The 12,809-nt window shown below is 66.1% G+C and carries 12 protein-coding genes; 3 read left to right on the top strand and 9 right to left on the bottom strand.

Annotated features, from left to right (window positions below; translation table 11 throughout):
* Nucleotides 1–77: 77 nt before the first annotated feature.
* The 9 genes from ACOYYX_RS36590 to ACOYYX_RS36550 all read right to left on the bottom strand — a co-directional run bounded on the left by ACOYYX_RS36590 (nt 78) and on the right by ACOYYX_RS36550 (nt 8,883).
* On the bottom strand, nt 78–914 hold the full coding sequence (locus ACOYYX_RS36590; RefSeq protein WP_422927590.1) for a sulfotransferase: 837 nt from the start codon (nt 912–914) through the stop codon (nt 78–80).
* A 602-nt stretch (nt 915–1,516) separates the two neighbouring features.
* Entirely contained in the window at nt 1,517–2,593 is a 1,077-nt protein-coding gene (locus ACOYYX_RS36585; protein ID WP_422927589.1) for a sulfate/molybdate ABC transporter ATP-binding protein, read from the bottom strand.
* A gap of 103 nt (nt 2,594–2,696) precedes the next feature.
* Nucleotides 2,697–3,554, bottom strand: a complete 858-nt coding sequence (locus tag ACOYYX_RS36580; RefSeq protein ID WP_422927588.1) for a sulfate ABC transporter permease — start codon at nt 3,552–3,554, stop codon at nt 2,697–2,699.
* Complete coding sequence (gene cysT, locus ACOYYX_RS36575) at nt 3,544–4,377, bottom strand: sulfate ABC transporter permease subunit CysT (protein WP_422927587.1); 834 nt, start codon at nt 4,375–4,377, stop codon at nt 3,544–3,546. The genes ACOYYX_RS36580 and cysT overlap by 11 nt, the downstream gene beginning before the upstream one ends.
* Nucleotides 4,374–5,516: a sulfate ABC transporter substrate-binding protein gene (locus ACOYYX_RS36570; RefSeq protein ID WP_422927586.1), complete on the bottom strand. Its 1,143-nt coding sequence runs from the start codon at nt 5,514–5,516 to the stop codon at nt 4,374–4,376. Before ACOYYX_RS36570 ends, cysT begins: the two co-directional genes overlap by 4 nt.
* Before the next feature lie 295 nt (nt 5,517–5,811).
* Nucleotides 5,812–6,261: an RrF2 family transcriptional regulator gene (locus tag ACOYYX_RS36565; RefSeq protein WP_422927585.1), complete on the bottom strand. Its 450-nt coding sequence runs from the start codon at nt 6,259–6,261 to the stop codon at nt 5,812–5,814.
* Nucleotides 6,262–6,458: 197 nt separating this feature from the next.
* Nucleotides 6,459–6,824, bottom strand: a complete 366-nt coding sequence (locus tag ACOYYX_RS36560) for a hypothetical protein (protein ID WP_422927584.1) — start codon at nt 6,822–6,824, stop codon at nt 6,459–6,461.
* Nucleotides 6,821–8,233: a DCC1-like thiol-disulfide oxidoreductase family protein gene (locus tag ACOYYX_RS36555; RefSeq protein ID WP_422927583.1), complete on the bottom strand. Its 1,413-nt coding sequence runs from the start codon at nt 8,231–8,233 to the stop codon at nt 6,821–6,823. The genes ACOYYX_RS36560 and ACOYYX_RS36555 overlap by 4 nt, the downstream gene beginning before the upstream one ends.
* The gene (locus ACOYYX_RS36550; RefSeq protein ID WP_422927582.1) at nt 8,218–8,883 is read right to left on the bottom strand and encodes a hypothetical protein; all 666 of its coding nucleotides are present in this window, start codon (nt 8,881–8,883) and stop codon (nt 8,218–8,220) included. Before ACOYYX_RS36550 ends, ACOYYX_RS36555 begins: the two co-directional genes overlap by 16 nt.
* Before the next feature lie 473 nt (nt 8,884–9,356).
* On the opposite strand from ACOYYX_RS36550, the gene ACOYYX_RS36545 reads away from it, so the two are divergent.
* The 3 genes from ACOYYX_RS36545 (at nt 9,357) to ACOYYX_RS36535 (ending at nt 12,145) form a co-directional block, all read left to right on the top strand.
* Complete coding sequence (locus tag ACOYYX_RS36545; protein ID WP_422927581.1) at nt 9,357–10,094, top strand: hypothetical protein; 738 nt, start codon at nt 9,357–9,359, stop codon at nt 10,092–10,094.
* A 326-nt stretch (nt 10,095–10,420) separates the two neighbouring features.
* A complete protein-coding gene (locus ACOYYX_RS36540; RefSeq protein ID WP_422927580.1) occupies nt 10,421–11,266 on the top strand; it encodes a glycosyltransferase family 2 protein in 846 nt (281 codons plus the stop codon).
* Between the two features lie 66 nt (nt 11,267–11,332).
* Nucleotides 11,333–12,145, top strand: coding sequence for a class I SAM-dependent methyltransferase (locus ACOYYX_RS36535; protein ID WP_422927579.1), 813 nt, complete (start codon nt 11,333–11,335; stop codon nt 12,143–12,145).
* The last annotated feature ends 664 nt before the right edge of the window (nt 12,146–12,809 follow it).

Genomic DNA, 12,809 nt, shown 5'->3' with positions numbered 1-12,809 from the left:
TTTATGATCGATCGCGAATGACGGGGAGTCGCGCCTTCGGGCCGCGGCTCCCCGTCTGCGTTTCGAACCGGCCGAGATCACCATTCCGACGGGTCTCGATACCAGGGGAGCCCGAAGGAGAGGTACGCACTCTTGAGCCCCTCGAGCGCCTCGGGGTCGACCTGCTCGCGCCATGAGCGGCTCACCTTGAGGCTCTCCCGGGAGTAGCGATCCACCAGTTCCTCGACGGGCTCGTCCCAGGTCAGGCCCGCGAAGTCGAAGAGTTCCCGGAAGCCCTCACGCGGTCGTTCGCAGAGGTCTTCATACATGGCGGTCATCTGATGCGGATAGTCGCCGATTTCGCGGGAAGCCTGGCGGAGCGACTTCCCCTGGAAGTCCCCGTTGCGGGCCCACTCGCCGGGCGAGTCCTCGAGCCAACCTTGCTTCTGGAAGCTCAACGCGACGGCCGCCGGGTGCCGCACGAGGAAGATCAGGCGAGGGCTGTATCGATCGAGGTACCAGCGGCCGGCCAGCGGGTTGACTTCCTTGATCACGACCCTCGCCCCGCGTCGTCCCTTCAAGCCCCAGCGCTCGGGGAGCGGGAGGACCTTCTCGGCGAAGTCGGGCCAGCCGAGGAAGGCCTTGTCGGCCAGGCGGCCATACGGCACGGACTGCTCGCGATGGTCGAGCGAGAAGACGGTCCCCAGGCGGCAGAACCTCTCGTCGCTCTGCGTGACCGGCTCCCGCAGGTAGAAGGCGTCGGGGGCGCTCCCGAGCATGAGCCCGACCCAGCTTGACCCGCTCCTCGGCAGCGAGAGCACGAGGATCGGCGGGCCTTGCGGCGGTATCGCCTGGGCAATCCACTTGCTGATCGGCCCCCACCTCGCCCAGGCGATGGGCGAGCCCGTCCGGCTTGGCTTGATCGCGCTCAACAACGGACTGCATTCCTCTCGATCGGGGCGACGTACCCGGAGGAGATCCACCGCGTGCGAGGCCGTCTCGCCCGGTCCCGGCCCACCATGGCCGCATCTCCTTGCGGTTTCGCCGGCGCGCAGCGAGCCAAGGCTCGCGGTCGCGAGTCCGCTCGTGGGCGCGGACCGAGGGCGTGGCCTGACGGTGGGGGGGAGCCGTCGAGACGCTCGTCGTGATCAGGCCCGTGACCGGCCCGTCATCGAGGGGGAGTCGCCTGCCGGCGCCCCTCGGTCTCTTCAAAAAGGCTCGGCGTGACCCGGCGCCCTTCTGGAGGAAATGTAGCGTCACCCACCGCGGACGGGTACCGATTTAAGAAAACTTTAAGGCTCGCATGTCAGCAAACGGCGATCACAGGCACGGTCACGACAGGTTTGTCAAGAATTCTTGAGAATTTAAATTTTAATGTTATGAGATGAATACATGTTTGTTTTTATTGAAACCCGCGGGCCTGTGCGCGACGAGCCCGCCCGCGACATTAGGTTGTCACGAACGGGCTCATGTATGTCGAGGGCAATTGGGATCGGCGAGGGGCCGGGATGCGGGCGAGGAGGGAGCGTCGGGGCGATCAGATCACGTAGTTCTCGACGAACCCCTTCGCGTCGTGGAAGACCTTCCAGTCCTTCGGCGAGACGAAGACGTCGTCGCCGTCGGCGAGGCTGAGCTGGAGAGACTGCTCGCGAGTTAGCTGGACGTTGAGGTTCGTGCCGTCGAGGAGCGTGAGGTCGAGCCGGACGAGGCCGCCGAGCGGGATCATGCGGCGGATCCGGGCCGACCAGGCGGCCCTGCCGTCGCGCTCGCGGGTGATCTCGAAGTCGTGCGGCCGGACGTAGACCGCGGCGCCGTTGCCGTTGGAGCCCGGGACCTCGAGCGGCAGTGGGTTCTCATCAGCCAGGTCCATGCCGAGCACGGTCTCGACCTTGAGGATGTTCACCGCTCCCAGGAACTCGGTGACGAACGGCGAGGCCGGGTGCTCGTAAAGCTCCTGCGGCGGGCCCATCTGCTCGACCTTCCCCTTGTTCAGCACGACGACCTGGTCGGACACCTCGAAGGCCTCCTGCTGGTCGTGCGTGACGAAGAGGCTGGTGACGTGGACCTCGTCGTGGAGCTTGCGGAGCCAACTCCGGAGCTCGTCGCGGACCTTGGCGTCGAGGGCCCCGAAGGGCTCGTCCAGCAGCAGGACCTTGGGCCGGGGCGCCAGGGCCCTCGCCAGGGCCACGCGCTGTCGCTGCCCGCCCGAGAGCTGCGACGGATAGCGCTCGGCGAAGGCGAAGAGCTGCACGAGCTTCAGGAGCTCGTCGACGCGCTCGCGGATCACCTTGGCCGAGGGCCGGGGCTTCTGGACCTCGAGGCCGAACGCCACGTTCTGCCGGATCGTCATGTGCCGGAAGAGGGCGTAATGCTGGAAGACGAACCCGACCCCCCGGCGCTGGGTCGGGAGGTTGGTGGCGTCCTCGCCGGTCAGCTCCACGTCGCCGGAATCCGCCGGCTCGAGCCCCGCGATGATCCGCAGGATCGTGCTCTTGCCCGAGCCCGAGGGCCCGAGGAGCGCGACGAGTTGCCCGGCGGGGACCTCGAACGAGACCCCGTCGACCGCCTGGAACCGGCCGAATCGCTTCGAGAGATTCCTCACCACAATGCCCACGGCACGATCCCCCGCATGCTCGACGAAAAAGAAGGAACCTCGAATATCGACCGCGACCGACGCTTGAATTTTACGGAAGGCCGACCGGGCTGAACGTCCTTGCTCAATGGCCTTCCTCGTGGATCTCGACCCGCTTCCGGAGCAGCTCCATGCCGATGAGCATGACGAACGAGACCCCGGCCAGGAGCACGCTGGCGGCATAGGCGCCGGCGTTGTTGAAGCTCTCGATGCCGTCGTGGACGTAGAGCGTGGCGGTCTGCGTCCGACCGATGATGTTGCCCGAGACCACGAGCAAGGCGCCGAATTCGCCGAGCGAGCGGGCGATGGTCAGCGTGATCCCGTAGGCGAGGCCCCAGCGGATCGAGGGGAGCGTCACGCGCCAGAAGGTCCGCCAGCGGCCGGCCCCCAGGGTGTACGCCACTTCCTCCTGGTCCACGCCGAACTCCCGCAGGACGGGCACGACCTCGCGGACGACGAACGGGAGCGTGACGAAGATGGAGGCCAGCAGCATGCCCGGCCATGCGTAGACGACCCGGATCCCCATCGGCTCGAGCCACTGGCCGAGCCACCCCTTGCCGCCGTAGACGATGATCAGCATCAGGCCCGCGACGATCGGCGAGACGGCGAACGGCAGGTCGACGAGCCCGTCGGCCAGCGACTTGCCCCAGAAGTTCTGCCGGACCAGCACGATGGCGAAGGCCAGGCCGAAGATCGTGTTGATCACCGTGGCCAGGACCGTGATCCACAGCGTCAGGATGAACGCCTGCTGCGACTCGGGCGCGGAGAGCGCCGTCACGAACGGGGCGAACCCCTTGGCGAAGGCCCCCCGGATCAAGGCCAGCGCCGGGACGAGGATCAGGATCGAGAACCAGGCGACGACCGCCGCGGTCAGCAGCCAGCGCCCCCAGGGGAGCGCCTGCTTTCGCGACGGCTTGACTTCGGGGGCGACCTCAGTGGCCATGACTGGCTCCCTCTCGGCGCTGGAGCCGGTTCAAGAGGATCAGGATCCCGAGTGAGCAGGCCAAAAGCACGACGGAGACGACCATCGCGCCGTGGCGGTTGCCGCTCTCGATCTCGCCGAAGATGTACATGGGTCCGGTCTTCGTCGCGAGCGGGCGGTTGCCCGCGACCATGACGACGCTGCCGAATTCCCCGAGGGCCCGGCTGAACGCCAGCGCGGTGCCGGTCAGGATCGCCGGCCAGAGGGTCGGGAAGGTCACGCGGCGGAAGATCGTGAGGTCGTCGGCCCCGAGCGTGGCCGCCGCCTCTTCCTCCGCCCGGTCCATCTCGAGCAGGACCGGCTGCACGCTCCGGATCACGAACGGATACGTGACGAATAGCAGGGCCAGCACGATGCCGGGCTGCTGGTAGATGATCCCGAGGTTATTTCGGCTCAGGAACGACCCCAGCACGCTCGTCGGCCCGTACAGGGCGACGAGCATGAGCCCCGTCACGACCGTCGGCACGGCGAACGGGACGTCGATGAGCGCGTTCATGATCTTCTTGCCCGGGAACGAGTAGCGGACGAGCACCCACGCCGTCGCCGTCCCCGTGACCGCGTTGATCAGGACCATGACCCCGGCCGTGGCGAATGTCAGCTTGAGCGCGTGCCAGGCGAAGGGGTTGGTCATCTCCTTCCAGAAGGCGGCCCGGCCCGGCTCCGCCGCCTGGACGCCGAGCGCGGCGAGGGGGAGCACGACCATCAGGCCGAGATAGAGCAGCGTGATCGCCCGCAAGGGGAGCTCGCTGGGGGAAGGCCGGGGGCCTCGACTGGCCGTGCTCATGGCTGGCCTCCTGGCTTCTTGCGGGTGAAGATGTCGTCCCAGACGCCGCCGGGGGCGTACACTTCTTTGTTGATCTTGGTCCAGCCGCCGAGGTCCTTCATGGTGAAGAGCTTGCTCGGCAAGGGCTTGCGGCCGGGCGGGTCGAGCTTCGGATTCAAGGGGCGGAACCCGTAGTCGGCCAAAATCCGCTGCGCCTCGTCGGACCGCAGGTAGGCGAGGAAGGCCTCGGCCACCTCGCGGTTGCCGTGCCGCTTGACCGAGGCGTCGACGATCGCGGCGGGTCCCTCGATCAGGAGCGTCGCCTCGGGGAGGACGTACGGGGCGTCGATCTTCTTCATCCTCGCCTGGAGCAGGATCTCATTCTCATACGTGACCACCGCGTCGCCGGTGCCGCGCTCGAAGGTGGCCATGCTCTGGCGCCCGGACGAGTCCATGTTGACCACGTTCGCCTGGACCCTGGAGAGGAACGTATGCGCGGCCTCGGGGTCGGGCTTCTTCTTGTCCTTGAGGAGCCCCGCCCCGTAGATCGCGTTGATGTTCCAGCGCGCCCCGCCGGAGGTCTTCGGATCCGGATAGAGCACCGAGACGCCGGTCCTGGTGAGGTCTTCCCAGTCGGCGATCTTCTGCGGGTTCCCGGGCCGGACCCCGATGACGACCAGGCTCCGGGTGATGAGCCCCTTGCTCGGCCCGTTCTTCCAGTCTTCCTTCACCAGGCCCGCCTTGACGAGGCGGGTGACGTCCCCTTCGAGCGAGAGCACGGCGATGTCGGCGTCGAAGCCCGACTCGATGGCGCGGCTCTGGGCGCCCGAGGCGTTGTAGGACTCCTCGAAGTGGACCGTCCTGCCGGTCTTCCGCTTCCAGTCGGCGGCGAAGGCCGGCAGGATGCCGTCGCGGAAGGCCTCGCGGACCACCGAGTAGGCGCCGATGGTCAGCGTGTCGTCCCCGCCCCCCGCGCCCCGGGCGGGCGCACAGCCGGAGGTCGTCGCCGCCAGCGGCAGGAGGGCCGCGACCAGGGCCATGAGTGTCGAGGCCCGCCGGCATCGGACCCGGAGCCGGGCGAACGCCGGCCACGGGGGCCGTCGCCGCGCGACGGCGGGGGGCGTCGTCGGGGTCGAGTGGGCTTGGAATTCGATGTTCATAGGGCTCTTGAGGCTGGGAGCGCCCCGAGGCTCGCTGCGAGTCGGTGCGGCCGTTGCCCCTCCCCTCGCAACTGCGCGAATCGGGAGACGGCGGTTGGCGGCACCGGCAAGCGTCCTCGCTCGTCGGATCGTCGTGGGGGGCGTTCGAAGCCAGAGCCTGGCAGGGTCGAGTGAAGACCCGTGCCGTTCGCAGTTCGGGTCAGTCGCCCCGTCGCGGCCGTTGCCTCGCGAGAATGGCCGGGGAGGGACGCAGGTTCAACCCGCGATGCACCTTAGCTGAGGTTCGAGATATGGGTCAGATGACCCAGTCGCCGACATAGCCTCGTTTCCGCTCGCGATTCTCCTTGATGAGGTCGGCGAACGTAGTTCGGTCGACGACGTCGGAGGTCGCTTGCCGGACGCGGCCCCAGAATCCGAAAAAGTGGCACTCTCCGTGAAAGTCGCATTCCTTGTGTCGCGATTGACTCACGCAATCGACCGGTGCGATCGGGCCGTCGATGTAGCGCATGATCTCGCCGATCGTCAGTTGATCGGCCGCTCGTGCCAGCCGGTAACCACCCTCGGCGCCTCGCCGGCTCTGGACGAACCCGCCCCCCTTGAGCTGACCCAGGATCACCTCGAGGAATCGGATCGGGATCAACTCCCGTTCGGCGATCGCGGCGATCTTCATCGGCTCCGGGGTGGTATGTTCGGCCAAAGCATAGATGGCCCGAATGGCATAATAACACTTCGAGGAAACGCTCATCGTCACCTTTCGCGTTCGATCATTGGGAAATGATCTCTATTTCGACAAGGCAAGTCAAGATACGAGTTCGGCCGGCCAAGGGTTCGAGGGGGCGTCGAGGGAAAGGCGTGGGTCTCTTCGCCGTTGCATCCCCCAACGACAAGGGGCCGAACCCCGGAGGGGCCGGCCCGCCCGACCTGTCTCGATTGACGGCCCTTTCAAAACAGCCTGGGGGCCTCGAAATCGTCGGACGACGACGTCTTCAGCTCGAACGTGTCGGCCGAGGCATCGAGGTCCAACTCCCGCTCGGGCCTGGGCTCGCGCAGGGTCCTTGGGGTGTAGGACAGCAAGCCCCTCCTCTCCGCGCAGGCGAGGCAGATCCTCTCGTCGGCGCGTTGGAGGAAGATCTCGCCGTCCATGAAGCGATGGTAGAAGTCCTGGCCGGGGGCCATCATGTAGCAAAACTCGCGCTCGCTGCCGACCTTCATCCCGACCTTCCAGCCCGGCTCGTACAGGAAGAGCCGCCTCTGGTTGGGGACGTCCTCGGCGTTCTGGGGCGCGAGCGAGCCTCGATCGGAATTCATAGGTGCGCTCTCTCGGTGTCGGCCACGGGGGCATGGGGGTGGATGCCGCACACGTCGTCGTTACAGAGGAAGTCACGAGGTCGCGAAGCCGCTATCCGATTGTAAACGCGATCCCCCACTTGGGAAAGGATCGGCAGGGATCCCACCAATGCGGCCGGCTTGAAAAGGGGGATCCAGCGCCCGATGAGCATGACCGCCCGATACCCGGCGGCGATCCGCCCGTCGGCCCTGACGACGTGCATGGCCCTGAGGCAATCTTCCTTGGTCAGCGAAGGATGGATCTTGGTCACGTCGACCGCGGTGAGGTCGACCGGCTCGAGCACGCGGTCGGGATCCCCGGCGGTCAGCAAGGCCATCGAGGCCCGGCAGCGGGGACAGGCCCCGTCGTAGAGGACCTTCCCGGCCGGCTGCGAGCCCGCCTTGCCCGCGACCAGGCTGCGCAGCCAGGGGCCCGAGACGAACGCGAGGTTGCCCGCCAGCATCACCAGGCCGAACTCGGAGAGCCCGGGCGCGGTCAACGCGATGCCGAAGTGGAGCAGGACCACCGTGCCCAGGAGCAACGGGCGGAGCGCCCGCGTCCAGATGAGCACCGGATAGCCGAGCTCGAGTGCCAGGCTGCCGTGCGTCATGACGTTGAGCAACCACGGATACGCGGCGAGCCAGGTCAGGTCGAGTTCGCGGAACTCGGCCGCGGCCAGCACGCCCCAGATCGCCATCCCCGACCACCAGGCCTGGCCCTGGAGCTTCGCCAGGCCGGCCATCCCGTAGATCAGGACCAGGTGGAGTTGGATCAAACGGAGTGCCAGGTTGGCCGAAATCGTGGGAGTCGGAACCCCCGAAGCCCCCATCCATCGGCCGTCGTGCCTTCGCCTTGTCACGAGGGCTCGGGTCTGCCGGTACCTGGCGAAGAAGCGGTCGAGCGAGACGGCCTGGCCGCTCGCCCCGGTCAGGGCCAGGTACAGGGCCCAGGTCGAGATGACCTGGTCGAAGCCGAAGAGGGAGACCGGCATGCGCCTCGTGGTCGAGACGACGATCACCCAGGCGAGGACCGACGTGACCCTGCTGAAGAGGCCGACCGTGTAGAGCAGCAGCACCCCCATGCAGCCGACCCAGGCCGGGCGCAGCAGGTGGTCGGGGACGAGCAGCCAGAACGACCAGGCGGCCGGGGACTGCCTCTCGTGGATGTGCCGGATGACCTTGGGGTCGGCCCATCCTTCGGAGCCGAAGAAGGCCTGGAGGTCCAGGCCGTAGACGCCCAGGCTCCAGAGCAGGAGCAGCCCCACCGCCACGCGCAAGAGGCCGAGCGAGGTCGGGTCGGCCGGGGTGAAGAAGAAGGCGTTCCAGCCGCGGACCGCCGCGTTCCCCAGCTCCCGGAAATACTCCACGGGCCCGATTATAAGGCGTCGCACTGGTAATCTCCGATCCGCTCGGGTGCTGTGAAGAACTCCTCGGCATCGAGGTCGACGCCCTTCGACCCGCGCTCGTCCAGCTCGTGCCGGATGTGGTCGATGTTGGGGATGAGGTGCGACTGGAGGAAGAGGGAGATCTCCGTCGAGCCCTTGTATTCCTTCGCCAGGTGCCTGGCGTAGGAGTGGGCCCAGTTGCTCATGTTCCCCTGCCCCGCCGCCTGGGCCATCCGGAAATCCTCGGCCAGGTGGTTGGCCAGGGCGAGCTGCCGCTGATACCGGATCTTGGGCCAGACCCCTCGCTCGGGGAGGCGGACCGTCTGCTCGGGCCGGCCGTCGGCGAACTTGATCTTCGCGATGGCGATGGCCGTCGGCCCGGGCTCGGGGGAATAGTAGCGATACGAATAGCCCTGATCGATGACCTGATGGTACGTCGCGAAGAGGCCCGCGAAACTCCGCTCGAGCTCCGACGAGGGGGAGGCGGCGAGCGCCCCCGCGAGGATCGCGGCGATGTGGAAGATCAGGGCCAGCGACACCAGGGCTTTCGCCCAGGGCGGCCAGCCGGCCCCATTCTCGGCCTTCGGCTCGGCCTCGGGGCTCGACGCCTGCGAGGATCGATCAGGCTGCCGTTTGCCGGCAATGCCCCCCTTCATGCGTCACTCCTTTTTTGCGTTTTTCCCGCCGAATCGGATCGAGCCGTCCGTGCGCTTGCCCACTCTTCGTCGAAGGGCCTCGAGTCGGCCCCCCCTTGCGGCACGGACGGGACGTTACCTCAAGTTTATCGGCAGTTTGGGCCCCGATCGCCTCAAGCTCGATCGTAACCCGTCTCGGCGAACTCGGGCCAGGAGACTTTAGCCAGACTGCAAATCCGATCGGGTTGGGACTCCTCGCAAACCTCCGGACCCTCTCTATTTTATCCAAGTTTGCGATGGTGGTTTGCATTCTCCCAAGTCGTCGTCTAGAATTTGCGGTACCTGAGCAGTTGGTATCGATTGTAAACGAGTCGGCGGGTAATCGGGGTGAGGTCGATGAGTTGGGGCGAGTATCGGCCTCCGCGCCCGACCGAAGCGCGTTTTTTACTGACCGGCCCCGCGATGATTGATTGACGCACCTTGGAGGTTAGAAAATGCAGGGAACGATCGTCATGCTGATGGCCCTCAGCGGCCTAGGCTGTCACCACAAGAGCTGTGCGCCCGTCACCGTGGCCTCCTGCTATTCGTCGTGCTACTCGTCCTGCTATAGCAGCGTCGAGACGGTGAGCTACCCCTCGGCTCAGTGCTACAGCTCCGAGCAGTGCTACAGCTCTGCTTATGTTCCCCCCGTCTCCAGCGGCTGCTATAGCTCTTGCTACAGCTCCTGCTACTCCTCGTGCTATAGCTCCTGCTACAGCTCTTGCTATAGTTCCTGCTACTCGTCTTGCTACACCAGCAAGCACAAGCACGGCCTCTTCTCGGGCTTCTTCGGGAAGCACAGGAAGTGCGGCCACCAGTACTCGAGCTGCTACAGCTCGGCCTGCTATAGCTCTTGCTACAGCTCTTGCTATAGCTCCTGCTTCAGCTCTTGCTACAGCTCGGTGGACTATGCTCCCCCGGTCTACGGCAGCTACACCCCGGTGGTCGAGGGCTCGGCCCAGGCCTACCCGGCCGCTCAGGGCGTCATGACGCCCGCCCCGGTGGCCCCGACGACCAGCGCCCCGGCCCCGCCCCCGGCTGTGACCGAGCCCGCCCCGGCTCCGGCCCCGACCCCCGAACCGGCCCCGGCTCCGGCCGAAGCCACCCCGCCCGCTCCCGAACCCGCCAAGACCGAAGCGGCCCCCGAGCCCGCCCCGGCTCCGGCCCCGGCCGCGGAAACCCCGAAGTCTTGATCGGTGACGACTAACCTCCAGGTCGGTGCCAGGGCCTCCTGACCCTCGGTCCGGTCAACGATAATGGTGGGCCTCGTGCCCCGATGGTCCACCCCGGCGTCGCGACGCCGGGGTGGACCATTTCTATTTGGCGTGTTTCGTTGTAAAGGGGTGTCTTTCCTTTCCAACGTCCCGACTCGAATCGAGCAATCTCTTTCCTCAGACCAAAGCACGTCCTATCTTTGGATTGAGACTTCTTTGGCGAGCTGGCTGCCTGACCTGTTCCCCGGTGAATGGCGCCAGCGGGGCGGATTGATCCTGGTTCGGGTCACAAGGATTTTGTTTCGATGTCGACCGTCGATCCCAACTTCACGCTTCCCCTGGACGACGAGCACGAGCGCCGAGAGTGGCTGCTCCGGACCTTCGGTGAGGCCATCTGCCGGCAATGGGGGATCTATCGGATCCCCGACGACTTCAAGCTGTCGGTGGTGATCCCCGTCTACAACGAGCGGAACACGATCCACGAGATCCTTCGCCAGGTCCGCGCCGTGCCGATCAACAAGCAGATCATCCTCGTCGATGACTGCTCCAAGGACGGTACGACCGAAATCCTCAAGGGCATGGCGGCCGATAACCCGGACCTGACGATCGTCTTCCACGACGTGAACCAGGGCAAAGGCGCCGCCCTGCGCACGGGCTTCGCCCACGCGACCGGCAATGTCGTGATCGTGCAGGACGCCGACCTCGAATACGACCCCAACCAGTATCCGCAGCTCATCGCCCCGATCCTCGAGGGCAAGGCCGACGTGGTCTACGGCTCCCGGTTCATCGGCGAAGAGCACCGGGTGCTCCACTTCTGGCACTCGCAGGGGAACCGCTTCCTCACCCTGCTCTCCAACTTCATGACCGACCTGAACCTGACGGACATGGAAGTCTGCTACAAGGTCTTCCGTCGGGAAGTGATCCAGAACATCCCGCTCAAGAGCAACCGGTTCGGCTTCGAGCCGGAGGTCACGGCCAAGGTCGCCCGGTTCCAGGTCCCGGCGCTCGAAGGCCGCCCGGCCCGTCGCTGTCGGATCTACGAGATCCCGGTCAGCTACAACGGCCGCGACTATCGCGAAGGCAAGAAGATCGGCTGGAAGGACGGCGTGCAGGCCCTCTACTGCATCGTCCGCTACGCCTTCGCCGACTGAGCCGTCGAAGCGCCCGCGTTCGGACGTTAGGATGGAGTCCGAATCGATCACGATAAGGAGGTCGGAATGTCCACGCTACGTCTCGCAGGTTGGATGCTCATGGCCGCCTGGGCGGTTTCGGAACCGGTCCCGGCCCAGGAGGTCTCGACGTCCCCGGATCAGGCTCAGGCGCAGTCCGCTGCCCCCGCCCCGGCCGAATCGAAGCCGAAGTCGAAGGCCAACAGACGCGGCCGTTCCAACGGCCCGAAGACCTACATGGGCCGCGTCATCGCGCCGGTGATGACGTACGAAGGGGCCGAGTGGCTCATCCGCCCCGAGCGCGAGCAGGAAGAACAGCCCGAGGCGATGATCGACGCCCTCAAGATCCGCGAGGGAGAGACCGTCGCCGACGTCGGGGCCGGTGTCGGTTACACGAGCCTCCGCCTGGCCCGTCGGGTCGGGCCCAAGGGGCTCGTCCTGGCGACCGACCTCCAGCCCGAGATGCTCCGGATGCTCGCGGCCAATATGAAGGAGGCGGGCGTCAAGAACATCAAGCCCGTCCGCTGCACCCCCACCGACCCCAAACTCCCCGAGGAGCAGGTCGACCTCATCCTGATGGTCGACGTCTATCACGAGTGCGTCGACCCCGAGGCCACGCTCAAAGGCCTTCGCAAGGCGCTCAAGCCCGGCGGGCGGCTCGTCCTCGTCGAGTTCCGCGGCGAAGACCCCGAGGTCCCGATCAAGCCCGAGCATAAGATGACCGTCGCCCAGGTACGCCGGGAGATCGAACCCCAGGGCTTTGCCTTCAAGGAGAAGTTCGACTTCCTCCCCTGGCAGCACATCATCGTCTTCGAGAAGCCCCAGGCGAAGGCCAAGGCCGCGAGCCCCGCTACCCCCTGATCCGTCGGACGCCCGGGGACTCCTCGCCCGGGGCTCATGGCGAGACCCCGGATGAGCGTGGCCCCCCGCGCCAAACCGGCGGTATTCGCTTGGAGAATAGTCGGTCTGGGTAGATCGGTTGAATTGCGGGCGTGGGTTGGTCCATCAAGATCATCGTGAGACCCGGGATTTCACTTTCAGCAACTGGATTTCCAGGTGATAGGCCGTGTCCGAGGTTCATGGTTGACCCTCCCTTCGTTTCCGCATTATCCTTCAAGGACGGTTGGCTTGGAGAAATGGGCGTCCGTCGATCTCTTTCTCCGCCTGATCCAGTTCCGTCGCGCCTCTCGAACGTTTGCCGAAGGACGTGTCCTTGCTTGAGGCATCGCGGCGAGGTCAGCCTGCTCCGCCCCGCACGTCAGGGCGTCGTCGACCCGGGTGAATTCCGGGTCCGAGCCTTCGAGGGTGACGCGGTGACGCGATGATCTCGGCGACGAGACGTGGGCTCCTTGAGAGCGATGACGCAATTCCTCGATCGATGCCGGATGTCCCCCCGTCCTGGAGTCCCTCGCCCCAAGACGGGCCGGCCGCCGGTCGATGTCCGCGCGGCGAGGGCGTCCCGGCGCGACGATCGTGTGATGCCTCGGGGCGATGCTGAGCGGTTAAGGTTATGTGGATAGGTTGA

It is taken from the genome of Singulisphaera chitinilytica (assembly GCF_049331405.1).
Classification (GTDB): domain Bacteria; phylum Planctomycetota; class Planctomycetia; order Isosphaerales; family Isosphaeraceae; genus PoT.
This window is presented reverse-complemented; position numbering and strand designations above follow the sequence as displayed.